We start from the raw sequence: 24210 nt of genomic DNA, 5'->3' as shown, positions 1-24210 counted from the left end.
TCCGGTACGTCTCGGGTCCTGCGGTGCCGCGCCGGGGCGGCCGGTCTCACCAGCTGACGCGCAGTGAGCTCAGGCCGCGCGTGATCAGTCCGTCCTTCCACACCACGGAGGGCGCCGCGGCGGGTCCCCCCTCGGAAATCCGCAGGGCCGGGAAGAACTCGAACAGCCGGGTGAGCGCGATCCGCACCTGCAATCGCGCGAGCGGCGCACCGAGACAGCGGTGCACACCGTGTCCGAAGGTGAGATGGGCGGCCGTTCTGTCGTCACGCAAGTGGTCCGGATCCGCGAATATCCTGCCGTCGCGATTCCCGTGCAGCAAGGAAACCACCACCGCCTCCCCGGCCCGCACGGTGATACCGCCCAGTTCGACGTCCTCGACGGCCACCCGGGGAAAGCTGACGGATGTCGAAGGGGTGGTTCGCAGCATTTCCTCGACCAGCGCGTCCACTTTCGATTCGTTCTTCAGAATCTCCCTGGGAACAGCGCCGCGCAGAACGGCCAGCGCGGAAAGGCTGATCTGCCCGACCGTCGTCTCGTAACCCGCTGTGAGCAACGCCAGGCCCAGGCTGAGGAGCTCGGCCCCGGAGAGGGCGTCGCCGTCGTGCGCCCGGATCAGGGCGGTGAGCAGGTCGTCGTCCTCGTGCTGCCGCTTGCGGTCGATCAGGGCGGACATGTAGCCGACCAGCTGGACCCGCTTCCTGGCCTTCTCCTGGTCGCTGCTGGCGGTGATGTCGAACAGCACCTCGACGGCGGAGTCGAAGACCGGGCGGTCCTCGACGGGCACCCCGAGCAGGGTGCCGAGCACGGCCACCGGAAGCGGCTCGGCGAAGCAGGTCATCAGGTCGACGGGGGCGCCGCGGCGGCTCATCCCGGCCAGCAGCTCGGTGGCGGTCCGGTCCACCAGCGGGGCCATCGCGGCCGCCCGGCCGGTGCTGAACGCGGCCGCGACGATCCGGCGCAGCCGGCCGTGGTCGGCTCCGTCCATGCTCATGATCGAGCTGGGCGCCGGGGCCGCCGAGTTCAGCTGCGGCGCGCCGGGCGCGACCGCGGCCGCCCGGCTGAACCGCCGGTCGGACAGCACCAGCCGGGCCAGTCGGTAGTCGCGCACTAACCACATTCGGTCACCGGTCGGCGACCGCACCTCGGCCAGTGGGGCGGTGCTCCCGCCCGTCATGAATTCCGGCAGCGGACCCAGCTGATCCAGCCTCAGCATTGACGACATCCCTCGTCTCGAAAAACCCGGTCGGCCGGCCGTTGCGCGCGGTCCGCGGGCGGTCTCTCTTCCCTCGATATCCGGCGCGCGATTTGATGTCCGGCACGCGATCGAGGTCCGGCACGCGATATCCGGTGAGCGCCGTTCGGGCGTCAGCCTAACCGCGGGGACCACGATGTCTCCACAAAATCGCAGCCGCCAGCCAGGAGAGGTATTCCGTGGACATTCCGATCACACCGGGCACCTTCAGCACCGGCCTGCCCTATCTGGCCTTCGGCTCCGGCGAGCCGCTGGTCTACCTGTCCGGGTTCACGATGACGCACGGCGCGCCGCCGCCGGGACCGCAGCGCCGCCGGGCGACCGCGCTGGTGGCGCCGTTCGTCGCCGCGGGCTACCAGGTGTTCTGGACCAACCGCCGGCCCGGCATGCGGGTGGGCACCACGATGGGCGAGGTGGCCACCGAGCACGCCGAGGCGCTGCGCGACCGGTTCGCCGGCCCGGTGCCCGTGCTCGGGCACGCGACCGGCGGCTCGATCGCCCTCCAGCTGGCGGTCGACCACCCCGGTGCGGTCGACCGCCTGGTGCTGGCGAGTACGGCGTACGCGCTGGGTCCGGTCGGCAGGCGCTTCCACCGCGAGCTGATCGCGGCGGCCGAGCGCGGTCGCTCGGGCATGCACAAGGCGGCGCCCGCCATCACCCGCAATCCGCTGCTGCAACGCCTGATCGCGGTGCCGCTGTGGCTGGCGGGCCGGATGGACCGGCCCGAGGACCCCTCGGACGTCAAGGCGATGCTGCTGGCCGAGGACGCCTTCGACGTCCGGGACCGGCTGGCCGCGGTGACCGCGCCGACCCTCCTGGTGTGCGGCGGCCGCGACCACATGTGGCCGCCGGAGATGTTCCACGAGACCGCCGCCGGGATCCCGGGGGCCCGCCTGACCTGCTACCCGAAGCGTGGTCACAACCTGCTGGCGGCACCGGAGTTCAGCACGGACGTGCTCGCGTTCCTCGGCTCCCGGTAGGTCCGATCGGCCGGACAGGCCCCAGCCTGTCCGGCTGCGGCCCTGGCAGGGGCGCGGTTCACACCGTGTCGGACTGCCTGGCGCCCATCCGCTCGGTCAGCCGGTCGGCGAAGCTCTGCCACGCGTCGGCGCACTCCCGGGCGAGGCTGACCACGCTCTCCTGGCGGTGCGGCGGCACCGTCTCCACCAGCCGGGCCCACACATCGGCGTCGACCGCGCAGATCCGCAGCGCGCGCAGCAGGATCCGACCGGCCTCCGGGAGCCGCAGGCAGGGGTCGTTGCTCAAACTGTCCAGCAGGTCGGCCGTGGGCACCGCCGGCCGCTGCGGACGCGGGGCGATCAGTGCGCCCGGCCGGTCCTGCTCCAACGCGTGCTGCTGCGGGGTGGTCAGCGGCTCGCCCCGCCTGAGCCGGGTCCGCACATCACTGGCGGTGGCCAGCGAGATGCCCGCGGCCCTGGCGATCTCGCGCAGCGAGGCCGCCGGATTGGCCTGCATCAGGCTCCCGGCCCGGCGCCTCCCCTCCGCGCCGCTGCGCGGCCGCACCCGCCCGTCCCGACCGACACTGGTGTTCGGCTGCTCATTTTGCGCAGTCGAACGCTGCCGGATGGATCCGACGGTGTTCGCCGCCAGCCCGACCACCGAGGCGATTCTGCGATCGGACCACTGCGGGTGCGACCCGATGATGCGGACCGCGGCGGCCTTGCGGTCGGCCAGCGACAGCGGCAGCCCGTGGGCGCTGTTCAGTTCGACGGCCAGGACGAAGGCATCGGCCTCGGTACCGTCGAAGAACCGGACCTCGATCCGCTCGTCGCCCCGGACGGCCGCGGCCCGCAGCCGGTGCGCACCGTCGATGACCCGCATGGTGGGGCGGTGCACCACGATCGGCGGCAGCGGCGTGGCCAGCTCGGCCAACATCCGGATGTGCTCCGGGTCCTCGCCGCCGGCGCGCGGGGACTGCCACGTCCGCAGCTCCTCGACGGTCACACTCTCGACCGGTGCCTCCTGCGCCACGCCCAGCGCGGGCGGGGTGCCGGACGGCTTGCCGCCCCGCCGGGTGGCTCCGATGCCGGATGGTTCCTCTGGGCGCACGGCGCTGACCTGTAGCGTGCCGATCATTGATCACTCACCTCGGTAGCGTGGTTCGGTGTCCAAAGAGCGAAGTCGTGGGGTCGGAGCTGCTTTCGGGCAGCCGCGCTGAGGCCGCGGATGCTCTCCGGTTGCCGCCGGGCATGCGGATGCGAGGAGCATTGTTTGCGGGCGCGCTTCTAAAAGGCGTTCAGGAGGGGCAGGAAGGGCGGGTCGGGGCATCCACCGCCGCGGCGCAATTATTCCCGAAGTCGAGATGCAGATCGCCGCATGAGAAATTGTCCCCCCGTTGCATGCTGCCTCCGTCCAGCGGATTCCCTGCCCGATCCTTTACTGCGGGAAACCTGACAAGTCTTGCCAGATTCGATCTCCGCCGCTCGCCCTCTGTCAAGGCAACAACGCACCTAGATGATTCGTCAACTACTCCTTGGCCGGATTCGGCCGTCCTGATGTACCGTCAGAAAGATTCACGGCTTCCACTCTGGCGCCGGGGGGGCACCATGTCGCACAGTGGCAGGTCAGCGGCGTTCGGACGGACGCGGACCACCGCCGTGGCACTGCGGCCACGCGCACAACATGCGCACAACTCCCGGGTTTAGGAGCTCCGCTCACGGCGGTGCCACTCGGCGACCAGCCCCGGCCACTCGAACGGCGCGCCGCCGTGCTTTCGCCGCAACCGGCTCAGCAAAGTCCGGCGGACGAGCCGGAAGACCGCGCCGCGGACCACCAGCGATATTACCGGCGGGACCGCGAGGAAATGCAGCCCGTAATAACGACGGGGGCCGCCGCGGCGCACCGCGCCGAGCGCGGCACAACACGCCACGGAATTGATGTCGGCAGCCTCGATGGATTCATAAGGAATTTTCCCGGCCATGCCGCGATGATTCCAGCCGCCGGGAATTCCGACAAGGATCGGCAATGCCGTTCGAGGCGCCCGGGGCGGTGCCGGGGCGGTGCCGCGCCGGCGCTTTCACCGCCATTCACCGGGGCCGCCGTGCCGTGCTACCGCGGCGGCGGCGGCCGTCGACGGTCGCGGCTCCCACCAGCCGCCCACCAGCCGCCACCAGCCGCCTCGGCGACTCGGATGACCCCATCATCCGGATGTTCGGTGTATCTTGATGCCTCAGGCAAGGGAGGGAGTCGCACATGGTGCGGTTGACTCGGGCCCAGCAGCAGGAACGCACCCGGGCGACCGTGCTGGCTGCGGCGAAGGCGGAGTTCACCGAGCGCGGGTATATCGAGGCGAAGGTCGACCGGATCGCCGAGCGCGCCGACCTGACCCGCGGTGCGGTGTACTCGAACTTCCCGAGCAAGCGTGCGCTCTATCTGGCGGTCCTGGTCGACGTGGTCGAGCACGGCGACGACCGAATCGCACCGAGCTCGCCGCCGTCGATGGCCGGCGCGCTGGGCGGATTCGCCCGCGCCTGGCTGCACCGGCTCCCGCTGACCGCCGACGACCCCCTGGCCCACCAGGTGCGCCTGCCCGCGCTGGCCGGCGTCTTCGACGACGAACCGGCTCGCGGCGCGCTCGCGCAGGCCTCCCGTCTGGAGGCGCTGCTGCTCGCCCTCGCGCTGGAATCGCGGCCATCCGCCGATGGTATGACAGCACGTCAGGTCCGACGGGCCGAACTGGTCCTGCGGCTGCTCAACGGCCCGGCGCTCGACTTCGGCGACCCGTTCGACGTGGCGGACGCCTGCGAGCACCTCGGCGGACTCCGCCTGGCCGACAGCTGGGCCCCGCCGCACCTGCCCTACGTGGAGCCGGCGCGATCCTGCCGGGAGCCGTGGACGCCCCCGGCCGAGCTGCCCGACCTGATCAGCGGCCGACCGGTCGGATTCGCCGAGGACGGTGTGGTCGCCGTCCTCGGCACCAGCCGGCTCGCCGCCGCCGAGGAGCTGGTCCGCGCCGCCCGCCCGGGCGACCGCGTCGTGGTCGCCGTGGTGACCGGCGACCCGGCCGAGACCGGGCGCCTGGTCCAGCTCAGGATCAGCGACTTCACCCACTGCCTGCGGCGCGCGTTCGCACCGGACGCCTGGCCGCGCCTCCACCTCGTCCTGGACGACCGCGCCCTGGTCGCCGCGGCCGTCGGCGTACCGGACGCCGACGACGCCACCGAGTCCGCGGTCCGCATCAGGGGCGGCGAACTCGTCGCCCGCGCCGACGGACGGGGCGCCGCACATGCTGCGGCTACCGCCGATGTCCCGAACACCACACCACGTGAGGCCACAACATGACCCAGTCCGTCTCGCCCCACGCCACCAGCACCGACCTGCTGGTGCTCCACGCCCTCCGCTGCATCGGCTTCTCGGGCATCGCCTCGGTGGCCGCGGCCACCGGGCTGCCGGAGGCCGACGTCGAATCGGAGCTGATCGACCTCGCCGTGGCCGGGCTGGTCACGCACATGGCCGGGCCCTTCGGCGGGTGGGGCATCTCGGACGCCGGCCGCGCCGAGGACGCCCGCCGGATCACCGAGGAACTGGACGCGGCCGGCACCCGGGCCGTGGTGACCGCGGCGTTCGACGGATTCATGGTGCTCAACCCCGAACTGCTCGACCTCTGCACGGCCTGGCAGACCCGCTCCGTCGACGGTTCGACGACCCTCAACGACCACACCGACAAGGCCTACGACGCCCGGGTGCTGGACCGGGTCGCGGACCTCGACCGGCGTGCCGACGCCGTCTGCGCCGAACTGTCCGGGGCGATGCTGCGCTTCCAGCGCTACCGCACCCGGCTCACCCATGCGCTCACCCGGGCCAAGGCCGGCGAGCTGGACTACGTCACGGACGGCACGGCCTCGTACCACACCGTGTGGTTCCAGTTGCACGAGGACCTGCTCGCCACCCTGGGCCTCACCCGGCACTGACTCACCAGCCCTGACCCACCGGCACTCACCCACCGGCACCGAAGGACGGCAACCCGATGACCTGGATCCACCCCCTCTCGGCTCAGGTCGAGGAAACGGCGGAGGTCCTCGGCGGCAAGGGATTCGGTCTGGTCGTCCTGCGACGCCTCGGCCTGCCCGTGCCCCCGGGCTTCGTCATCAGTACGGCGGCCTGCCGGGCCTTCCTCCGCGACGGCCGGTTCCCCGAGGGGCTCGACGCCGAGCTGGCGGACGCGCTCGCCGGCCTGGAGGCCGCCGCCGGGCGCACCCTCGGCGGAACCGACCGGCCGCTGGCGGTGTCGGTGCGCTCCGGCGGCAGCGTGTCGATGCCCGGCATGATGAGCACGGTGCTCAACCTCGGGCTCACCACCGCGGCCACCGAGGCGCTGGCGGCCGAGACGGCCGACCCCCGGTTCGCGCTCGACTCCCGCCTGCGGTTCCTGTCCAGCTATGCCACGGAAGTGCTCGGGGTGGACCGCGAGTGCCTGGCGGCGGTCGAGCACGAGCTCGCCGAACAGCACACCGGAAGCACCGGGAACCCCGGAGTCACCGAGGAGCAGCTCACCGACGCGATCCGGGGCGTGACGGAGCTGATCCGCGAACACACCGGCGAGCCGGTCGGGGAGGATGCCGTCCGGCACCTGGAACACGCCGTCGCGGCGGTGTTCTCGTCCTGGGACACCCCGCGGGCGAGGACCTACCGCGAGCTGCACGACATTCCGCGTGACCTCGGCACCGCGGTGACCGTCCAGGCGATGGTGTTCGGCAACCGCGACGAACGCAGCGGGACCGGGGTCGCGTTCAGCCGCGACCCCAACACCGGCGAACCCGTGCCGTTCGGCGAGGTCCTTTTCGGCCACCAGGGCGAGGCCGTCGTCTCGGGCCGGTCGCTGACCTCGCCGCTGCGGGAGCTGGCCGACCGGGAGCCGGCCGTCTGGGCGGGCCTGCTGGACGCCCTGCAACGGATCGAAGCGCACTACCGTGACGCCTGCTACGTCGAATTCACCTTCGAGGCGGGCGAGTTGTGGGTGCTTCAGGTGCGACCGGGCCGGCTGGTCGGGCGCGCGGCGGTCCGGGTCGCGGTCGACCTCGCCGACGCGGGCACGATCGAGCGCTCCGAGGCGCTGCTGCGGATCGCGCCGCAGCAACTGCGCCAGGTGCGAACGCCCCGGATCGCACTGGACGCCACGGCCGACCTGCTCGCCCGCGGGCTGGGCGCCTCCCCGGGCGTCGCGGTGGGGCGGGTGGCCACCAGCGCCGACAGCGCGGCCCGGATGGCCGCACACGGCCCGGTGGTCCTGGTCCGCCCGGAGACCTCGCCGCTGGACATGCACGGCCTGGCCGCCGCCGTCGGCGTGGTGACCAGCCGGGGCGGGCCGACCAGCCACGCCGCCGTCGTCGCACGCTCGATGGGCAAACCCGCGGTGGTCGGGGCCGCCGGCCTCACGGTCGACACCGAGGCCGCCACGGTCCGGGTCGACCGGCGGGCACTCCCCGAGGGCACACTGATCGCCCTCGACGGCACCAGCGGCGAGGTCGTCGTCGGCACCCCCCGCGTCGTCGACGCCGCCGCCGACCCCCGACTGCACCGCCTGCTCGCCTGGGCCGACGAAGTCGCCGGCGGCAACGGCGACGGCGAAGCCCGCGACGAGGCCGCCCGCCTCAGCGCGGCCCACGCCGTCCTTCGACCACCGGCCGGCTAGCCCGGGCGGGCCCGCCTCAGCGCCACCCACGCCGTCCCCCGTCCGACGGCCGCCCAGCCAGGGAGGCCCGACGATCCCCGCCAGGACCCCGGTCGCCACGCCACCCGGCTCAAGCAGTGGCGGCGGCCTCGGCCAAAACATCGAGGACGGGCCGGATGAGCGGGTGGCCGTCGGCGCCGGCGCGGACGGCGGCGAAGACGCGGCGGGTGGCGAGTTCGCTGTCGACGGGGCGGACGGCGACCTGCCCGAGGTCGGCGCCGCGCAGTGCCGAGCGGGGGACGAGGGCGACGCCCGCGCCCGCCGAGGCGAGGGCGACGACGGCCCGGAAGTCGTCGGAGGAGTGCACCAGCCGTGGCTGGAAGCCCGCGTGTTCGCAGGCCAGCAGCACGACGTCGTGGCAGGGGTTGCCCGGGTAGGGGCCGATCCAGGGCTCGCCGGCCAGGTCGGCGACGGCGAGCGGCCCCTCGTCGGCGGCCAGCGGGTGGCCGAGCGGCAGGACGGCCTCGAAGGGCTCGGCGTACAGCGGGACGCGGGTGAGCCGGGCGTCGTCGGCGCGCGGGGCGCCCCGGTACTCGACGGCGACGGCGAGGTCGGCCCGCCCGTCGAGGACCATCGGCAGGCTGGCGTCGCCCTCGGCGTCCTGCACCTTCAGCCGGACGCCGGGCGCGCGCTCGGCGAGCAGGCCGATCGCGGGGGCGAGCACGAGGGCGATGCCGGTGGCGAAGGAGGCGACGGTGACCTCGCCGGAGACGCCCGCGCTGTAGGCGGCGAGGTCGGCCTCGGCGCGTTCGAGCTGGGCGAGGACGGCGTCGGCGTGGCCGAGCAGGATCTCCCCGGCGGCGGTGAGCCGCACGCCCCGGCCCTCCCGGGCGAGCAGGTGGTGACCGGTCTCCTGTTCCAGGGCGGCCAGCTGCTGGGAGACCGCGGAGGGCGTCAGGTAGAGGGCGGCCGCCGCGGCGGTCACGGTGCGGTGGTCCGCCACGGCCCGCAGGGTCCGCAGCCGTCGTGCGTCGATCACAGGCCAATTCTGCCAGCGCGGCGGAGCCCACCGGCCCGTCGCCCGGAATCCGGGTCCGCCCGGTACCGAGGCCACCGGACCCGGTACGCCTCATGGCGTATTTCCGGACGAGCTCGATCCGCCCCGTTGACCGACCGGGCCACGCGGCGCTTGGCTCGTTCCCGAGGCGGGCCACGGGGGTGTCGGGGGCCCGTCGCCGTCACAGGGGGAGGATGACCATGACCACCACCGCACGTTCCCGCCGCCGGCTGGCGGCCCGTACCGCCGTCGTGCTGCTGGCGGCCGCCGTGGCCGGTGCCGCGATGCCGGCCGCCGAGGCCCGGCCGCCGAAGGGCGACACCGCCCGGGTGAGCGAGGGCCCGAAGGGCGAGCAGCTGAACGCCGACTCGTACGCGCTGGGCCTGAGCGCCGACGGCCGTTCGGCGCTGTTCAGCTCCTCGGCGAGCGATCTGGCCCCCGGCCACGTCGGCGACACCCAGGACCTCTACGTCAGGGACGTCCGGAACGGGCACGTCGAGCAGGTCGACCTGGCCGACGACGGCTCCCGGCTGGACGCGGGCATCGCCGACGCGACGATCAGCGGCGACGGCCGCTACGTGGCGTTCAGCACGGCCGCGACCAACGTGGTGCCCGGGCAGCAGCAGCACCGGTTCGACGTCTTCGTCCGCGACCGGTGGACCGGCCGCACCGAGCTGGTCAGCGCCGGCACCGGCGCCAGCGCCGACGACCAGAGCATCCGGATGGCCGTCAACCCCAGCCTGAGCTGGGACGGCCGCTACGTGGCCTTCGCCTCCGACCGCACCGACCTCGGGTCGACGGTCAAGCGCGGCCGGGTCAACATCTACGTCGCCGACCGCTGGACCCACACCACCCGGCTGGTCACCGTCGGCGCCGACGGCACGCCGGCCGACCAGAACTCCTTCGAGCCGACGCTCAGCGCGGACGGCCAGACCGTCGGCTTCACCTCACGGGCGGGCAACCTGCTCCCGCCCCAGGAACAACCGGCCGCCACCGCCGCCCTCACCGACGACCAGGCCGAGGACGCCACCCCGCCCGCCCCGACCACCGGCGCCCGCCCCCGGCTGACGGTGCCCCGGTTCTACCCGTTCTACGTCTGGGACGCCCGCACCGGCCGGATCAGCGGCGCAAGCTACGACGAGACCGGGGCGTTCCGGCCCACCGGCCAGGACGGCCGGATCAGCCCCGACGGCCGCTACGCCGTCTACAGCGTCCCCCGGCCCGGCGGGCGGCCCGGCTCGCACGGCATCCACCTGGTGGTCTACGTCCGCGAGTTGGCCACCGGCACGGTCACCCAGGTGAGCACGCCGCTGCCGGGCACCACCACGGACCTCTCCTCCTCCGAGGGCGTCATGACCCTCGACAGCCGCTGGGTCTACTTCAGCTCCGACGTCGAGACCCTCGTGCCCGGCGACACCAACCAGGCGACCGACGTCTTCCGCCGCGACCTGTGGACCGGACGCGTCGAGCGGGTGAGCGTCGCCGCGGACGGCGCGCAGAGCACGGCCCCGTCGTTCGGGCCGTACGTGGACGCCTTCGGCGACACGGTGCTCTTCAGCGCCGGCGACGGCAACCTCGTCCCGGGCGACACCAACAACGTCACGGACGTCTTCCGCCGTCGCCTCTGACACTGAGTCACTCTCCGTACGAAATACGCCTGTTGACGTATTTCCAGCCGATATCTCCTGCTCCGGTTGACCGGCGCTCCCTCCCGGCGATTGGCTCTCCCCGAGCCCGCCGCCGGGAGGGAGCCCGGCCGGGCGATCACCTCGGGGAGGACCGCCGACATGACCCACCGCACCCCTACGACCCGCATCCGTACGACCCGCAACCGGTGGCTGGCCGGCGGCGGCGCCGTACTGGCCGCCGCCCTGCTCGCCACCGCCGCCGCCACCCCGGCGCAGGCCACCCCGCCGCTGCGCGACACCACCCAGGTGGACCTCGGGCCGGACGGCGCCACGCCCGACAGCCCGGGCTGGGCCGCCGGGGTCAGCGCGAACGGCCGGTACGCGCTGTTCGTCTCGGGGGCGGGCAACCTGGTGCCCGAGAAGCCGACCGGCGGACGCGACGTCTACGTCCGGGACCTGCGCGACGGCGGCACCGAACGCGTCACCGTGTCCGACGACGGCAAGCCCCTGGACGGCTTCAGCAGCGACGCGGCGATCAGCGCCGACGGCCGGTACGTCGCCTTCTCCAGCGACGCCAAGAACGCCGTCCCGGGCCAGACGCCCAAGGGCTACGGCAACGTCTACGTGCGCGACCGCGTGACCGGCCGCACCGAGCTGATCACCGCCGGCGACGGGACCGGCGACCAGTCGCAGTCCTCCGCCGCCAGCCCGTCGATCAGTGCCGACGGCCGCTACGTGGCCTTCGTCTCCACCCGAACCGACCTGGTCGGCGGGGCCTCAGCCGCGCCCGCGCTCAGCTACCCGTCCGGCACCTACAACGTCTTCGTCACCGACCGCCGGCAGCACACCACCCGCCTGGTCTCGGTCGGCGCGGACGGCTCGCCCGCCGACAGCTACTCCGTCAATCCGACGATCAGCGCGGACGGCCGCACCGTCGGCTTCAGCTCCTTCGCCGGCAACCTGCTGCCGGCCGCCCAGGCGCCCGGGGTCAAGGCCGCGCTCGCCGCTCCCGCCGCCGCCGACCCGAAGCTGTCCCGGCCCCGGTTCGCCCCGTACTACACCTACGACCTGGAGACCGGCCGCACCGCCGTCGCCGCGACCGACCCGGCCGGAACGGCGACGCCCGTGGGCTTCGACGCCACGATCAGCCCCGACGGGCGCTACGCCGTCTACGACGCCCCGGCCTCGCGCGGCCCGAGCAGCCTCAACAAGGACCTCTTCGTCCGCGACCTGCGCAAGGGCACGGTGACCCGGGTCAACACCACCCTGCCGGGCACCAGCGCGACCGGCTCGTCCACCCACGGCGTGCTCACGGCCGACAACCGCTGGGTCTACTTCACCTCCGACTCCGAGAACCTGGTCGAGGGCCCGAAGCACACCGCCACCGACGTCTACCGGCACGACCTGCGCACCGGCCGCACCGAGCGGGTCAGCACGGCCGCGGACGGCTCGCCGGCCAACGGCGCGTCGGTCGACCCGTTCGTGGACGCCAAGGGCACCACGGTGGTCTTCGGCTCCACCAGCGGCAACCTGGTCCAGGGCGTCAACGACCCGGCGAGCGACAACTTCCACGTCTTCGCCCGCACGCACTGAACCCCACGCACTGAGCACCCGCTGACGACGCACCGCCCCCGGAAACCGCGAACGGGAGTGGGAAGCCGCGGGGGGGAGCGGCTTCCCACTCCCGGGCGGGAGGGTGGGCAGTTGGTTCAGGGGCCGCGGGGCGGCCTTGGAGGCCCGTGGCCGGTCCGGTTCCGAGCGGACCGGCCACGGGCGGTCTGGGTGGACCCGCGGCCCGGACGGGGGCCGCGACGGGTCCGGCGGGCTACTCCCCCAGCGCGGCGCGCGCGTCGACGAAGGCCGCCACGGCGCGCTCGACGTCCTCGGTGGAGTGCGCCGCGGACAGCTGCACCCGGATCCGGGCCTGGCCGTGCGGGACCACCGGGTAGGAGAACCCGATCACGTACACGCCGCGCTCCAGCAGGAGTTCGGCGAGCCGGCCGGCCTTGGCCGCGTCGCCGATCATCACCGGGGCGATCGGGTGGTCGCCGGGCAGGATCTCGAAGCCGGCCTCGGTCATCTTCGCCCGGAACAGCGCCGTGTTGGCGGCCAGCCGCTCGCGCAGTTCGTTGGACTGCTCGACCAGGTCGAGCACCTTCAGCGAGGCCGCCGCGATCACCGGGGCGAGCGAGTTCGAGAACAGGTACGGGCGGGAGCGCTGGCGCAGCAGGGCGACGATCTCCCGGCGGGCGGCGACGTAGCCGCCGGAGGCGCCGCCGAGGGCCTTGCCCAGGGTGCCGGTGATGATGTCCACGCGGTCCATCACACCGTGCAGTTCGGGGGTGCCGCGGCCGCCCGCGCCGACGAAGCCGACGGCGTGCGAGTCGTCGACCATGACCATCGCGTCGTAGCGGTCGGCGAGGTCGCAGATCTCACGCAGCGGGGCGACGTAGCCGTCCATCGAGAACACGCCGTCGGTGACGATCAGGCGGCGGCGGGCGTCCTGGGTCTCCTTGAGCTGCTGCTCCAGGTCGGCCAGGTCGCGGTTGGCGTAGCGGTGGCGGCGGGCCTTGCTGAGCCGGATGCCGTCGATGATGCTGGCGTGGTTGAGCGCGTCGGAGATGACGGCGTCGCGCTCGTCGAGCAGGGTCTCGAAGACGCCGCCGTTGGCGTCGAAGCAGGAGGAGTACAGGATGGTGTCCTCCTGGCCGAGGAAGGCCGAGAGGCGGTTCTCCAGCTCCTTGTGGACGTCCTGGGTGCCGCAGATGAAGCGCACCGAGGCCATGCCGTAGCCCCAGCGGTCCAGCGCGTCCTTGGCGGCGGCGAGCACCTCGGGGTGGTCGGCGAGGCCGAGGTAGTTGTTGGCGCAGAAGTTCAGCACCTCGCCCGGGCGGCCGCCGGCGGTGACGGTGACCGCGGCGCTCTGCGGGCTGCCGATGACCCGCTCCGGCTTGAAGAGGCCGGCCTCGCGGATCTCGTCGAGGGTGGTGGCGATGTCGGCGCGCACGTTGTCGAACACGGGCAGACTCCTATCGGATCGGCGGGGTGGTGACTCAGGCGGTCCAGTCGAGGATGATCTTGCCGCAGTTGCCGCTGGCGGCGTCGTCGAAGGCGGCCTCGAAGTCGTCGGCGGCGTACCGGCCGGTGATCACCGGGCTGAGGTCCAGGCCGCCCTCCAGCAGCACGGACATCGCGTACCAGGTCTCGAACATCTCGCGGCCGTAGATGCCCTTGATGGTGATCATCGAGGTGACGATGCGGGCCCAGTCCACCGGGAAGTCCTCGGCGGGCAGGCCGAGCATGGCGATCTTCCCGCCGTGCGTCATGTTGGCGATCATCGACTGCATCGCCTCGGGGCGGCCGGACATCTCCAGGCCGACGTCGAAGCCCTCGCGCAGGCCCAGCTTCTGCTGGCCCTCCTCGATGGTGTGCTCGGCGACGTTCAGCGCCAGCGTGACGCCGACCTGGCGGGCCAGGTCGAGGCGGTACGGGGAGACGTCGGTGATCATCACGTTGCGGGCGCCGGCGTGCTTGGCGACGGCGGCGGCCATGATGCCGATCGGGCCGGCGCCGGTGACCAGCACGTCCTCGCCGACCAGCGGGAAGGACAGCGCGGTGTGCACGGCGTTGCCGAAGGGGTCGAAGATCGCGGCGACGTCCAGGTCGACCGGCACCCGGTGCACCCAGACGTTGGAGGCGGGCAGCGCCACGTACTCGGCGAACGCGCCGTTGCGGTTGACGCCCAGGCCGATCGTGTTGCGGCACAGGTGGCGGCGGCCGGCCAGGCAGTTGCGGCACTTGCCGCAGACCAGGTGACCCTCGCCGCTGACCAGGTCGCCGATCGCGATGTCCGCGACGGCGGAGCCGATCTCGGCCACCTCGCCGACGAACTCGTGGCCGAGCACCAGCGGGGTCTTGATGGTCTGCTGCGCCCAGCCGTCCCACTTGCGGATGTGCAGGTCGGTGCCGCAGATGCCGGTGCGCAGCACCTTGATCAGCACGTCGCCGGGGCCGATCTCGGGCTTCGGGACGTCCATCAGCCAGAGTCCGGGCTCGGCGTTCTGCTTGACGAGTGCCTTCACGGCGACGGCTCCTGAGGTGCGAGTGGGGCGGACTGCGAGGGTGGGCAGGCCGACGGCGCCCGGTGTGGCCGTTGCCGACGGGTGCGCTCCGGGCAGGCAGAAATCTGCCTGGTGGGGGCGGGTCCGGTCCATCGAGGAATTCTTAAGGGCGGCCACAGCTGGGCTAAACGATCGTGCCCGAGCTGGGGCCGGGGGCGCTCGCGGCGTGCCGGTGCTCACCCGTTCGGCCGGGCGCGGGCGCCGCGGTCCGACACCAACCGCCCGACGGGCGGCGGTCCTTGACAGCGCGAGTCGGCGCGCCCGCCTCCGGCGCTGGGGCACTCGGCTGACCGGTGGTCCGTTCGGGCCAGCCCGGCGGCGACCGACGCGCGGGGCGGCCCGGGCGGTGCTTACGGTGGCGACGCTCCCCCCACGGCCGCGTGGAGCAGCGCTCCGGGGCCGTCCGCCGCAGAGAGGCGCCTCGACACAATGACCAACACCAGACGGCCGATGACCGGCACCGGACGGCCGATGCCCGGCACCGGACGGCCGCAGCCGGTCCTTCCCCGCTCCACCGGCCGGGTGGCGGCCGCCGCCCTGGCCCTGACCGGGCTGCTGGCCGGCGCGGCCTGCTCCGGCCCGTCCACCTCCGCGCAGCAGGTCGGCGAACCGGCGGTGACCGCCGAGCCGGCCGCGGCCAGCCCGTCGGCCGCGGCCTCGTCCGGCGGTGGCGGGGTGGTGCCGCTGACCCCCGAGGTCACCAAGCAGCTCGACGCCACGATCCAGCAGCTGCTGAGCAAGACCAAGGTCCCCGGCATCAACGTCGTCGTCAGCACGCCCGGCGGCACCTACCTGCGGTCCTTCGGCGTCGCCGACAAGATCAGCAATGCGCCGATGACACCCGCCCTCAGTCTGCGGATCGGCAGCGAGACCAAGACCTTCACCGCGACCGGCGTGCTGCGACTGGTGGACCAGGGCAAGGTCGGGCTGGACGACCCGATCTCCAAGTACGTGGACGGCGTGCCCGGCGGCGACGGCATCACGGTGCGCCAGCTCGGCGAGATGCGCAGCGGTCTGTTCCCGTACTCCTCCGACCCGGAGTTCGTGAACACGCTGATCAACGACCCGAACCACGTGTTCACGCCCGACCAGCTGCTCGCGTACGGGTACAAGCACCCGGCCGTCGCCCCGCCCGGCACGCAGTTCCAGTACAACAACAGCAACTACATCATCCTCGGCAAGCTGATCGAGAAGGTCGGCGGCCAGCCGGCCGGCCTGTTCCTCAAGGACCAGGTGTTCACGCCGGCCAAGCTGGCCCAGACCGTCTTCCCGGTCGGCCACGAGTTCCCCGACCCGCACGCGCACGGCTACACCGACCAGACGCCCAACGGGGCGATCGCGGACGCCACCGACTGGAACCCGTCCTGGGCGTGGACGGCCGGGGCCATCATCACCACCCTCTCCGACCTGGAGAGCTGGGCGAAGACCCTGGCCACCGGCGCCATCCTCACTCCGGCCACCCAGGCGCAGCGGCTGAAGACGCTGCCGACCGGGGACCCGGGCGTCGGGTACGGCTTCGGGCTGTTCGACAACAACGGGTGGATCGGGCACAACGGCTCGCTGCCCGGCTACGAGAGCGTCGCGGTGTACCTGCCGGAGGCGCAGGCCACGCTGGCGATGCTGCTCAACACCGATGTGCTGTACCAGGGTTCGGAGCCGTCCTCGCTGTTCGCGAACGAGATCACGAAGATCGTCTCGCCGAAGCACGTCTACTCGATCCCGCCCGCGACCGCCGCCCCGTCGGCCCCGGCCACGCCCTCCGGCTCGCCGTCCGGGGTGCGGGCCTGACCGTCCGCCGCTACGCCAGGGACCCCTTCCGCTCTCCGGAAGGGGCCCCTGGCTCTTTGCAGCTCTTGTGCCGCTTCACTCTTGACCGGCCGTCAGACCCCCAGCACCTGGCCCAGGTCGTACGACACCGGCTCCTCCAGCTGCGCGTAGGTGCAGCTCTCCGGCGTGCGGTCCGGGCGCCAGCGCCGGAACTGGGCGGTGTGCCGGAAGCGGGTGCCCTCCATGTGGTCGTAGGCGACCTCCACCACCCGCTCGGGGCGCAGCGCGACCCAGGACAGGTCCTTCCCGCCGGTCCACCGGCTGACCGCGCCCGGCAGCCGTCCCTCCACGTGTGCGGCCTCGTCCGCCCAGGCGCCCCACGGGTGTTGGGAGAGGTCGGTCATCCGCAGCGGCGCCAGTTCCTCGGCCAGTTCGCGGCGGCGGGCCATGGCGAAGGCGGCGCAGACGCCGACGTGCTGGAGCCGGCCCTCCGCGTCGTGGATGCCGAGCAGCAGCGAGCCGACCACCGGGCCGCTCTTGTGCTCGCGGTAGCCGGCCACCACGCAGTCCGCGGTGCGCTCGTGCTTGATCTTGAACATGGTCCGCTCCCCCGGCCGGTACGGCTGGTCCAGCGGCTTCGCCACCACCCCGTCCAGCCCGGCGCCCTCGTACTCGGCGAACCAGCTCTGCGCCAGCTCGCGGTCGGTGGAGGCGGGTGCGGTGAACACCGGGTCGGCCGCGTCGGCGAGCGCCGCCTCCAGGGCCGCGCGGCGGACGGACAGCGGCTCGTCCAGCAGCGAGGTGTCGTCGAGGGCCAGCAGGTCGAAGGCGACGAAGGAGGCGGGCGTCCGTTCGGCCAGCAGCTTCACCCGGCTCGCCGCCGGGTGGATCCGTTCCAGCAGCTCCTCGAACCGCAGCCGGCCGTCCCGGGCGATCACCACCTCGCCGTCCAGCACGCAGCGCGCCGGCAGCTCGCGCCGGAACGCCTCGACCAGCTCGGGGAAGTACCTGGTCAGCGGCTTGCCGGTGCGACTGCCGAGCTCCACCTCGGCGCCGTCGCGGAACACGATCGAGCGGAAGCCGTCCCACTTGGCCTCGTACTGCATTCCCGGCGGGATCTTCGCCACCGACTTGGCGAGCATCGGCGCCACCGGTGGCATCACGGGCAGGTCCATGCCTCCGATCCTCGCGCGCGGCGCCCCGGGGCGCGCGCCGGGCCGGGCGACCGTAGCGTGTGACACATGGGCTCAGCCGTCGAACTGGAAGTCGCCGGGCGGACCGTCCGGCTGTCGAATCCGGACAAGGTGTACTACCCCGAGCGCGGCTTCACCAAGCTGGACGTCGCGCAGTACTACCTCGCCGTCGCCGACGGGGTGCTGCGCGGACTGCGGGACCGGCCCACCACCCTCCAGCGCTTCCCGGACGGGGTGGAGGGCGAGTTCTTCTACCAGAAGCGCGCCCCCAAGGGCCTGCCGGAGTGGCTGCCCACCGCCCGGATCAACTTCCCCAGCGGCCGCTCCGCCGACGAGATCTGCCCCACCGAGCCGGCCGCCGTCCTGTGGGCCGCCAACCTGGGCTGCCTCACCTTCCACCCCTGGCCGGTGCGGCGCACCGACACCGACCACGTCGACGAGCTGCGCATCGACCTCGACCCGCAGCCCGGCACCGACTTCCACGACGCCGTCCGCGCCGCCCACGAACTGCGAGCCCTGCTGGAGGAGTTCGGGCTGCGAGGCTGGCCCAAGTCCTCCGGCGGGCGCGGCCTGCACGTCTACGTCCCGCTGGAGCCCGAGTGGACCTTCACCGACGGCCGGCACGCGGTGATCGCCCTCGGCCGGGTGCTGGAGCAGCGGATGCCCGGGAAGGTCACCACCGCCTGGTGGAAGGAGGAACGCGGCGAACGCATCTTCGTCGACTACAACCAGATGGCCCGCGACCGCACCATCGCCTCCGCCTACTCGCTGCGCGCCCGCCCCCGCGCCACCGCCTCCACCCCCCTGCGCTGGGAGGAGCTGGACGACGCCTCTCCCGAGGACTTCGACCTGCGCACCGTCCCCGCCCGCTTCGCCGAACTCGGCGACCTGAACGCCGAGATGGAGGGCCGGGCGTTCCGCCTCGACGGCCTGCTGGAACTGTACGAACGCCAGCTGCACGACGAGGGCCTGGGCGAACTCCCCTACCCGCCCGACCACCCCAAGGCGGCCGGCGAGCCCACCCGGGTCCAGCCGAGCCGGGCCAGGAAGAAGTGATCAACTAGGCTGGCGCTCCACGATCAACCGGGGGGACACATGGGCGCGCGAGGGCTGTCGGAAATACTCACGGACGCGGCGGGCGGGGTATTCCCGCCGTCGGACGGTTCGGTGACGGTCGTCCCGCAGCCCTCGCCGCGCGACGCCGGGGTGCTGTCCTTCTCGGCGCACGCGGTGATCTTCACCGACGAGGACCCGGCCTGGGTGCGCGAGACGCTCGCCGCCGTGCCCAGCGACCCGCTGGCCGCCCCGCTCTGCCCGCCCTTCCTCACCGCCTTCGCCGAGCGCACCGGCCGCGTCGTCAACAACATCGACCTGCTGACGGTCGCCACCCGCCTCCCCGGCGAGCCGCCGCTGCCGCTGACCCCGGTCGAGGACCGCGAACACCCGCGGGTGGTCAGGGCGTTGCGCTACCGCGAGGACGTCCGGGTGTTCACCACCGACGGCGGCGTGCTGGTGCTCGGCCGGGGCGTGGCCGGCCGCTGGGAGGCCGCGATCGAGGTGGACCCGCAGGCGCGCGGCCGCGGCCTCGGCCGGGCCCTGGCCACCGCCGCCCGGCACCTGCTCCCGGCGGGCGAGGTGGTCTGGGCCCAGCAGGCGCCCGGCAACGCGACCAGCGTCCGCGTCTTCCAGGCCGCCGGCTACCGCCCGGTCGGCGCCGAGACCCTGCTGGTGCTGGGGCGACCGTGACCCACCTCGCCGAAGTCCCCGCCGACGTCCGGGCCCGGCTGGCGGTCCGCTTCGGCCCGTCCGCCGAGGCCTGGTGCGCGGCGCTGCCCGCCGTGGTGGACTCGCTCGCCGAGCGCTGGGGCCTGACCGTACGGGCCGCCGGCGGCGGCGGGACGGCCCGCGTCCTCCGCTGCACCGACGGCGGGGGCGCGACCGTCTGGCTCAAGCTCACCCCGGACCGCCGCGTGGCGGCCGAGGAGGAGACCGCGCTGCGCGCCTGGTCCGGCCTGCCGTCCGTGGTCCGCCTGCTGACCGCCGACCCGGCGACCGGCGCGCTGCTGCTCGCCGGCGTCAGCCCGGGCAGCACGCTGCGCGAGCGCGCCTGGCGGCCCGACGAGGTGGCCGCACTGCTGACGGCGCTGCGGTCGGTGCCGGTGGCCGGGGTGCGGCTCCCCGCCCTCGCCGAGCGGGTCGACTTCCTCTTCGACCTCACCGAACGGCGGGCCCCCGGGCTCGTCCGGGCCTCGGCGCGCACCCGCGCCCTCGACCTGGCGGCGGACGGCCCGGTGGCGCTGGTCCACGGCGACCTGCACCCGGGCAACGTCCTCGACGGCCCCGCCGGACCGGTGGTCATCGACCCCCGGGCCACTCTCGGCGACCCGGACTTCGACCTGGTCGACTGGGTGCTCGACGGCGTGGCGGACCTCGGTGGCGTCCGCGACCGCATCGCCGCGCTCACCCCGCTCGTGCCCGGTGCCGACCCCGTCCGCACCCTCGCGTGGTGCCGCGCCATCGCCCCGATCGTCGCCGCCCCGCGCCTGGCGGCCGGCCGGCGGGACGCGCAGACGGCGTTCCTCCGCGAACTGGCCGGGCTCTGAACGTCGCCCCGTCGCGGGTCAGCCCGTCGCGGGTCAGCCCCGCGGGGCCAGCTCCGCGATGATCCGCACCGCGTCGGCGATCTGGGCGTCCGTCAGGTCCCCGCGCGCCGTCAGTCGCAGCCGGGAGACCCCGTCCGGCACGGACGGCGGGCGGAAGCAGCCGACGGCCAGGCCGGCCCGGCGGCAGTCGGCGGCCCAGGCGACGGCCGCCTCCGGGGAGGGGGCGCGCACCGACACCACGGCCGCGTCCGGCTCGCAGGCCCGCAGTCCGGCGGCGGTGAGCTGCCCGGCCAGGGCCCGGGCGACCTCGCGGGCCCGGTCCGCCCGCTCCGGCTCGGCGCGCAGCAGCCGCAGCGCGGCCAGCGCGGCGCCGGCGGCGGCCGGAGCCAGGCCGGTGTCGAAGATGAAGGTGCGGGCGGTCTCGGTCAGGTGGCGGATCACCCGGCGCGGGCCGAGCACGGCGCCGCCCTGGGAGCCCAGCGACTTGGAGAGGGTGACGGTGGCGACGGTGTCCGGCTGCCCGGCGAGCCCGGCCGCGGCCAGCGCCCCGCTCCCGCCGGGGCCGAGGACGCCCAGCCCGTGCGCGTCGTCGACCAGCAGCGCGGCGCCGTGCGCCCGGGCCGCATCGGACAGCCCGGCCAGCGGGGCGGCGTCCCCGTCCACCGAGAACACCGAGTCGCTGACCACCAGCGCCCGCCGCTGCGTCCGCCCCGCCAGGATCTCCCCGACGGCCGCCGGGTCACTGTGCGGCGCCCGCCGGACGTCCGCCCGGGCGAGCCGGCAGCCGTCGATCAGCGAGGCGTGGTTGTAGGCGTCGGAGACGATCAGCGTGTCCGGGTCGGTCAGCGCCGTCAGCGCCGCCAGGTTCGCGGTGTACCCGGAGGAGAACACCAGCGCCGCCTCCGCCCCGCAGAACGCGGCCAGCTCCTCCTCCAGCTCGGTGTGCAGCGCCGTCGTCCCGGTCACCAGCCGCGACCCGGTCGCCCCGCCACCCCACCGCAACGCCGCCTCCGCCGCCGCCCCGGTGACCACCGGGTGCCTGGTCAGCCCCAGGTAGTCGTTGCCCGCCAGGTCCAGCAACGGCTCCTCGGCGGCCCGGCTGCGCAGCGTACGGGTGAGCCCCGCCTCGGCCCGCAGCTCGGCGGCCTCGTCGAGCCAGTCGAACACGGCGGCAGGTGTGAGAGTGTGCGCTTCGGACGCGAGGGGGTGGGCCATGTCCGGCACTCTGGCACGGCCCGCGATCACCGGGCAATGTGCGACTGGGCACAGAGTCGCCGCCGCGGAGTTGGCCGTGTCGTACCCCGGGGGCCGCCTCGGGCTTTGCCGGGGGTGGCGGCGAGCAGGCAAGATAGCCGGGTGACCCTCCTTGATCTGATGCCGAAGCCCGCCACTCCCGATGCGCTGTACGAGACGTTCGCAGCCTGGGCGGAGGAGCGGGGGATCACGCTGTACCCGGCGCAGGAGGAGGCGCTGATCGAGCTGGTGTCCGGGAACAACGTGATCCTGGCGACGCCGACCGGGTCGGGCAAGAGCCTGGTGGCGGCGGGCGCGCACTTCGCGGCGCTGGCGGAGGGGCAGCGGACCTTCTACACCGCGCCGATCAAGGCGCTGGTGTCGGAGAAGTTCTTCGACCTGGTGAAGATGTTCGGCACCGAGCAGGTCGGCATGATGACGGGCGACGCGAGCGTCAACCCGACCGCGCCGATCATCTGCTGCACCGCCGAGGTGCTGGCGCAGATCGCGCTGCGCGACGGCACCCGGGCGGACATCGGCCAGGTGGTCATGGACGAGTTCCACTTCTACGCCGAGCCGGACCGCGGCTGGGCCTGGCAGATCCCGCTGCTGGAGCTGCCGCAGGCGCAGTTCCTGCTGATGTCGGCGACCCTCGGCGACGTCCGCCGCTTCGAGGAGGACCTGACCCGCCGCACCGGCCGGCCGACCACGGTGGTGCGCAACGCGACCCGCCCGGTGCCGCTGTTCTACGAGTACCGCCGCACCACGATGCACGACACCCTGGAGGAGCTGCTGCAGACCGGTCAGGCACCGGTCTACGTCGTGCACTTCACGCAGAAGGAGGCGGTCGAGCGGGCCCAGTCGCTGATGAGCATCAACATGTGCTCGAAGGCGGAGAAGGACGCCATCGCCGACCTCATCGGCAACTTCCGCTTCACCACCAAGTTCGGCCGCAACCTGTCCCGTTACGTGCGCCACGGCATCGGCGTGCACCACGCGGGCATGCTGCCGAAGTACCGCCGGCTGGTCGAACGCCTCGCCCAGGCCGGCCTGTTGAAGGTGATCTGCGGGACGGACACGCTCGGTGTCGGGGTCAACGTGCCGATCCGCACGGTGCTGTTCACCGCGCTGTCCAAGTACGACGGCCAGCGCGTGCGGATCCTGCGCGCCCGCGAGTTCCACCAGATCGCCGGCCGGGCCGGCCGGGCCGGCTTCGACACGGTCGGGCAGGTGGTGGCGCAGGCGCCCGAGCACGTGATCGAGAACGAGAAGGCGATCGCCAAGGCCGGGGACGACCCGAAGAAGAAGCGCAAGGTGGTCCGGAAGAAGGCGCCGGAGGGCTTCGTCGGCTGGAGCGAGGAGACCTTCGACAAGCTGATCGCCGCCGACCCGGAGCCGCTGGTCTCCCGGTTCAAGGTGAGCCACGCGATGCTGCTGTCGGTGATCGGCCGCCCCGGCAACGCCTTCGACGCGATGCGCAAGCTGCTCACCGACAACCACGAGGACCGTTCCGCGCAGCGCCGGCACATCCGCACCACGATCGCGATCTACCGTTCGCTGCTGGAGGGCGGCGTGGTGGAGCGGCTGCCGGAGCCGGACGCCGAGGGCCGGATCGTCCGCCTCACCCTGGACCTCCAGGAGAACTTCGCGCTCAACCAGCCGCTCTCCACCTTCGCCCTGGCCTCCTTCGAACTGCTCGACCCGACCTCGCCCACCTACGCGATGGACGTCGTCTCGGTGGTCGAGGCGACGCTCGACGACCCGCGCCAGATCCTCGCCGCCCAGCAGAACAAGGCCCGCGGCGAGGCCGTCGGCGAGATGAAGCGCGACGGCATCGAGTACGAGGAGCGGATGGAGCGGCTCCAGGAGATCACCTACCCGAAGCCGCTGGAGGAGCTGCTCACCCACGCCTACGAGGTGTACCGCCGGGCGCACCCGTGGATCGGCGACCACCAGCTCCAGCCGAAGTCCGTGGTGCGCGACCTGTACGAGCGGGCGATGACCTTCTCGGACTACGTCGGCTTCTACGAGCTGGCGCGCACCGAGGGCATCGTGCTGCGCTACCTGGCGGGCGCGTACAAGGCGCTGGAGCAGACCGTCCCCGAGGACGTGAAGACCGACGAGCTGAAGGACGTCATCGCCTGGCTCGGCGAGCTGGTCCGCCAGGTCGACTCCAGCCTGCTCGACGAGTGGGAGCAGCTGGCCAACCCGACCGAGCCGCAGGCCGCCGAGGTGACGCTGGACGACAAGCCGGCGCCGGTGACGGCGAACGCGCGGGCGTTCCGGGTGCTGGTGCGCAACGAGATGTTCCGCCGGGTGGAGCTGTGCGCGCTGGAGCACTACGACGAACTCGGCGACCTGGACGGCGAGTACGGCTGGGACGGGGACCGCTGGGCGGACGCCATGGACGGGTACTGGGAGGAGTACGACGACCTCGGCACCGGCCCGGACGCGCGCGGCCCGAAGATGCTGATCATCGAGGAGGAGGACTCCGCCTGGAAGGTCCGGCAGATCTTCGACGACCCGGAGGGCGACCACGACTGGGGCATCAGCGCCGAGGTCGACCTGTACGGCTCGGACGAGGAGGGCCGCGCGGTCCTGCGGGTGACCGCGGTGGACCGCCTCGGCGGCTGACCGACCGTCGACGATGAACCAAGGCCAGGGGCCCGGGGGGGGGGGGCCCCGGGCCCCCGGCGTGGTTTTTTGCGGGCGGGTGGGAGGCGCC

The 24210-nt window shown here is 73.3% G+C and carries 19 protein-coding genes; 11 read left to right on the top strand and 8 right to left on the bottom strand.

What is annotated here, in order from left to right; all coding sequences use genetic code 11:
• Window positions 1-46 precede the first annotated feature (46 nt).
• Window positions 47-1387, bottom strand: coding sequence for a cytochrome P450 (locus tag ABTY15_RS31795; RefSeq protein WP_350602941.1), 1341 nt, complete (start codon window positions 1385-1387; stop codon window positions 47-49).
• A gap of 44 nt (window positions 1388-1431) precedes the next feature.
• Here ABTY15_RS31795 and ABTY15_RS31790 point away from each other — a divergent pair, with 44 nt between their 5' ends.
• Window positions 1432-2232 carry an alpha/beta fold hydrolase gene (locus ABTY15_RS31790; RefSeq protein WP_350602936.1) on the top strand — a complete coding sequence of 267 codons (801 nt, stop codon included), beginning with the start codon at window positions 1432-1434 and terminating at the stop codon, window positions 2230-2232.
• Window positions 2233-2290: 58 nt separating this feature from the next.
• On the opposite strand, the gene ABTY15_RS31785 is transcribed toward ABTY15_RS31790, so the two are convergent.
• Complete coding sequence (locus tag ABTY15_RS31785) at window positions 2291-3349, bottom strand: ParB/RepB/Spo0J family partition protein (protein WP_350602932.1); 1059 nt, start codon at window positions 3347-3349, stop codon at window positions 2291-2293.
• A 565-nt stretch (window positions 3350-3914) separates the two neighbouring features.
• Window positions 3915-4193: a hypothetical protein gene (locus ABTY15_RS31780; protein ID WP_350602928.1), complete on the bottom strand. Its 279-nt coding sequence runs from the start codon at window positions 4191-4193 to the stop codon at window positions 3915-3917.
• 272 nt (window positions 4194-4465) lie between these two features.
• On the opposite strand from ABTY15_RS31780, the gene ABTY15_RS31775 reads away from it, so the two are divergent.
• Genes ABTY15_RS31775 through ABTY15_RS31765 form a run of 3 tightly spaced genes read left to right on the top strand, consistent with a single transcriptional unit; the run spans window position 4466 to window position 7904 of the window.
• On the top strand, window positions 4466-5554 hold the full coding sequence (locus tag ABTY15_RS31775) for a TetR/AcrR family transcriptional regulator (protein WP_350602924.1): 1089 nt from the start codon (window positions 4466-4468) through the stop codon (window positions 5552-5554).
• Complete coding sequence (locus tag ABTY15_RS31770; protein WP_350602921.1) at window positions 5551-6183, top strand: transcriptional regulator; 633 nt, start codon at window positions 5551-5553, stop codon at window positions 6181-6183. Before ABTY15_RS31775 ends, ABTY15_RS31770 begins: the two co-directional genes overlap by 4 nt.
• A 56-nt stretch (window positions 6184-6239) precedes the next feature.
• A complete protein-coding gene (locus ABTY15_RS31765; RefSeq protein ID WP_350602918.1) occupies window positions 6240-7904 on the top strand; it encodes a pyruvate, phosphate dikinase in 1665 nt (554 codons plus the stop codon).
• 109 nt (window positions 7905-8013) lie between these two features.
• On the opposite strand, the gene ABTY15_RS31760 is transcribed toward ABTY15_RS31765, so the two are convergent.
• Complete coding sequence (locus ABTY15_RS31760; RefSeq protein ID WP_350602916.1) at window positions 8014-8922, bottom strand: LysR family transcriptional regulator; 909 nt, start codon at window positions 8920-8922, stop codon at window positions 8014-8016.
• A 218-nt stretch (window positions 8923-9140) separates the two neighbouring features.
• Here ABTY15_RS31760 and ABTY15_RS31755 point away from each other — a divergent pair, with 218 nt between their 5' ends.
• Window positions 9141-10568, top strand: a complete 1428-nt coding sequence (locus tag ABTY15_RS31755) for a TolB-like translocation protein (RefSeq protein WP_350602913.1) — start codon at window positions 9141-9143, stop codon at window positions 10566-10568.
• Between the two features lie 159 nt (window positions 10569-10727).
• On the top strand, window positions 10728-12161 hold the full coding sequence (locus ABTY15_RS31750) for a TolB family protein (RefSeq protein ID WP_350602910.1): 1434 nt from the start codon (window positions 10728-10730) through the stop codon (window positions 12159-12161).
• Between the two features lie 232 nt (window positions 12162-12393).
• On the opposite strand, the gene ABTY15_RS31745 is transcribed toward ABTY15_RS31750, so the two are convergent.
• Together ABTY15_RS31745 and tdh are read right to left on the bottom strand one after the other, a co-directional pair.
• Window positions 12394-13587: a glycine C-acetyltransferase gene (locus ABTY15_RS31745; protein ID WP_350602907.1), complete on the bottom strand. Its 1194-nt coding sequence runs from the start codon at window positions 13585-13587 to the stop codon at window positions 12394-12396.
• 34 nt (window positions 13588-13621) lie between these two features.
• Window positions 13622-14650, bottom strand: coding sequence for an L-threonine 3-dehydrogenase (gene tdh, locus ABTY15_RS31740; RefSeq protein WP_350602902.1), 1029 nt, complete (start codon window positions 14648-14650; stop codon window positions 13622-13624).
• 468 nt (window positions 14651-15118) lie between these two features.
• Between tdh and ABTY15_RS31735 the strand changes: the two genes are divergently transcribed.
• Entirely contained in the window at window positions 15119-16477 is a 1359-nt protein-coding gene (locus ABTY15_RS31735; RefSeq protein ID WP_350602898.1) for a serine hydrolase domain-containing protein, read from the top strand.
• Window positions 16478-16569: 92 nt separating this feature from the next.
• On the opposite strand, the gene ABTY15_RS31730 is transcribed toward ABTY15_RS31735, so the two are convergent.
• Window positions 16570-17631 (bottom strand): ATP-dependent DNA ligase, encoded by a 1062-nt coding sequence (locus ABTY15_RS31730; RefSeq protein ID WP_350602894.1) that lies wholly within the window; start codon window positions 17629-17631, stop codon window positions 16570-16572.
• 66 nt (window positions 17632-17697) lie between these two features.
• Between ABTY15_RS31730 and ligD the strand changes: the two genes are divergently transcribed.
• From ligD to ABTY15_RS31715, 3 genes are read left to right on the top strand one after another with little or no spacing between them, the layout of a single operon-like run.
• Window positions 17698-18705 carry a non-homologous end-joining DNA ligase gene (gene ligD / locus ABTY15_RS31725; RefSeq protein ID WP_350602892.1) on the top strand — a complete coding sequence of 336 codons (1008 nt, stop codon included), beginning with the start codon at window positions 17698-17700 and terminating at the stop codon, window positions 18703-18705.
• 39 nt (window positions 18706-18744) lie between these two features.
• On the top strand, window positions 18745-19395 hold the full coding sequence (locus ABTY15_RS31720) for a GNAT family N-acetyltransferase (protein ID WP_350602889.1): 651 nt from the start codon (window positions 18745-18747) through the stop codon (window positions 19393-19395).
• Complete coding sequence (locus tag ABTY15_RS31715; protein ID WP_350602886.1) at window positions 19392-20252, top strand: aminoglycoside phosphotransferase family protein; 861 nt, start codon at window positions 19392-19394, stop codon at window positions 20250-20252. The genes ABTY15_RS31720 and ABTY15_RS31715 overlap by 4 nt, the downstream gene beginning before the upstream one ends.
• A gap of 33 nt (window positions 20253-20285) precedes the next feature.
• Here the strand turns inward: ABTY15_RS31715 and ABTY15_RS31710 are convergent, their stop codons facing one another.
• Window positions 20286-21467, bottom strand: a complete 1182-nt coding sequence (locus ABTY15_RS31710) for an 8-amino-7-oxononanoate synthase (protein ID WP_350602884.1) — start codon at window positions 21465-21467, stop codon at window positions 20286-20288.
• A 159-nt stretch (window positions 21468-21626) separates the two neighbouring features.
• Here ABTY15_RS31710 and ABTY15_RS31705 point away from each other — a divergent pair, with 159 nt between their 5' ends.
• Window positions 21627-24119, top strand: a complete 2493-nt coding sequence (locus ABTY15_RS31705) for a DEAD/DEAH box helicase (RefSeq protein ID WP_502893642.1) — start codon at window positions 21627-21629, stop codon at window positions 24117-24119.
• Window positions 24120-24210 lie beyond the last annotated feature (91 nt).

The sequence above is a fragment of the Kitasatospora sp. NPDC097643 genome, assembly GCF_040302625.1.
In the GTDB taxonomy this organism is placed as follows: domain Bacteria; phylum Actinomycetota; class Actinomycetes; order Streptomycetales; family Streptomycetaceae; genus Kitasatospora.
Note: the sequence above shows the minus strand (reverse complement) of the source record. Positions and strands in the feature narration are given on the sequence as shown.

Bases quoted from the DNA above. Each gene is read 5' to 3' on its own strand.
- ABTY15_RS31785 (WP_350602932.1), bottom strand. From the start codon at position 3,349: ATGATCGGCACGCTACAGGTCAGCGCCGTGCGCCCAGAGGAACCATCC.
- ABTY15_RS31780 (WP_350602928.1), bottom strand. From the start codon at position 4,193: ATGGCCGGGAAAATTCCTTATGAATCCATCGAGGCTGCCGACATCAAT.
- ABTY15_RS31775 (WP_350602924.1), top strand. From the start codon at position 4,466: ATGGTGCGGTTGACTCGGGCCCAGCAGCAGGAACGCACCCGGGCGACC.
- ABTY15_RS31770 (WP_350602921.1), top strand. From the start codon at position 5,551: ATGACCCAGTCCGTCTCGCCCCACGCCACCAGCACCGACCTGCTGGTG.
- ABTY15_RS31765 (WP_350602918.1), top strand. From the start codon at position 6,240: ATGACCTGGATCCACCCCCTCTCGGCTCAGGTCGAGGAAACGGCGGAG.
- ABTY15_RS31755 (WP_350602913.1), top strand. From the start codon at position 9,141: ATGACCACCACCGCACGTTCCCGCCGCCGGCTGGCGGCCCGTACCGCC.
- ABTY15_RS31750 (WP_350602910.1), top strand. From the start codon at position 10,728: ATGACCCACCGCACCCCTACGACCCGCATCCGTACGACCCGCAACCGG.
- ABTY15_RS31735 (WP_350602898.1), top strand. From the start codon at position 15,119: ATGACCAACACCAGACGGCCGATGACCGGCACCGGACGGCCGATGCCC.
- ABTY15_RS31730 (WP_350602894.1), bottom strand. From the start codon at position 17,631: ATGGACCTGCCCGTGATGCCACCGGTGGCGCCGATGCTCGCCAAGTCG.
- ligD (WP_350602892.1), top strand. From the start codon at position 17,698: ATGGGCTCAGCCGTCGAACTGGAAGTCGCCGGGCGGACCGTCCGGCTG.
- ABTY15_RS31720 (WP_350602889.1), top strand. From the start codon at position 18,745: ATGGGCGCGCGAGGGCTGTCGGAAATACTCACGGACGCGGCGGGCGGG.
- ABTY15_RS31710 (WP_350602884.1), bottom strand. From the start codon at position 21,467: ATGGCCCACCCCCTCGCGTCCGAAGCGCACACTCTCACACCTGCCGCC.
- ABTY15_RS31705 (WP_502893642.1), top strand. From the start codon at position 21,627: ATGCCGAAGCCCGCCACTCCCGATGCGCTGTACGAGACGTTCGCAGCC.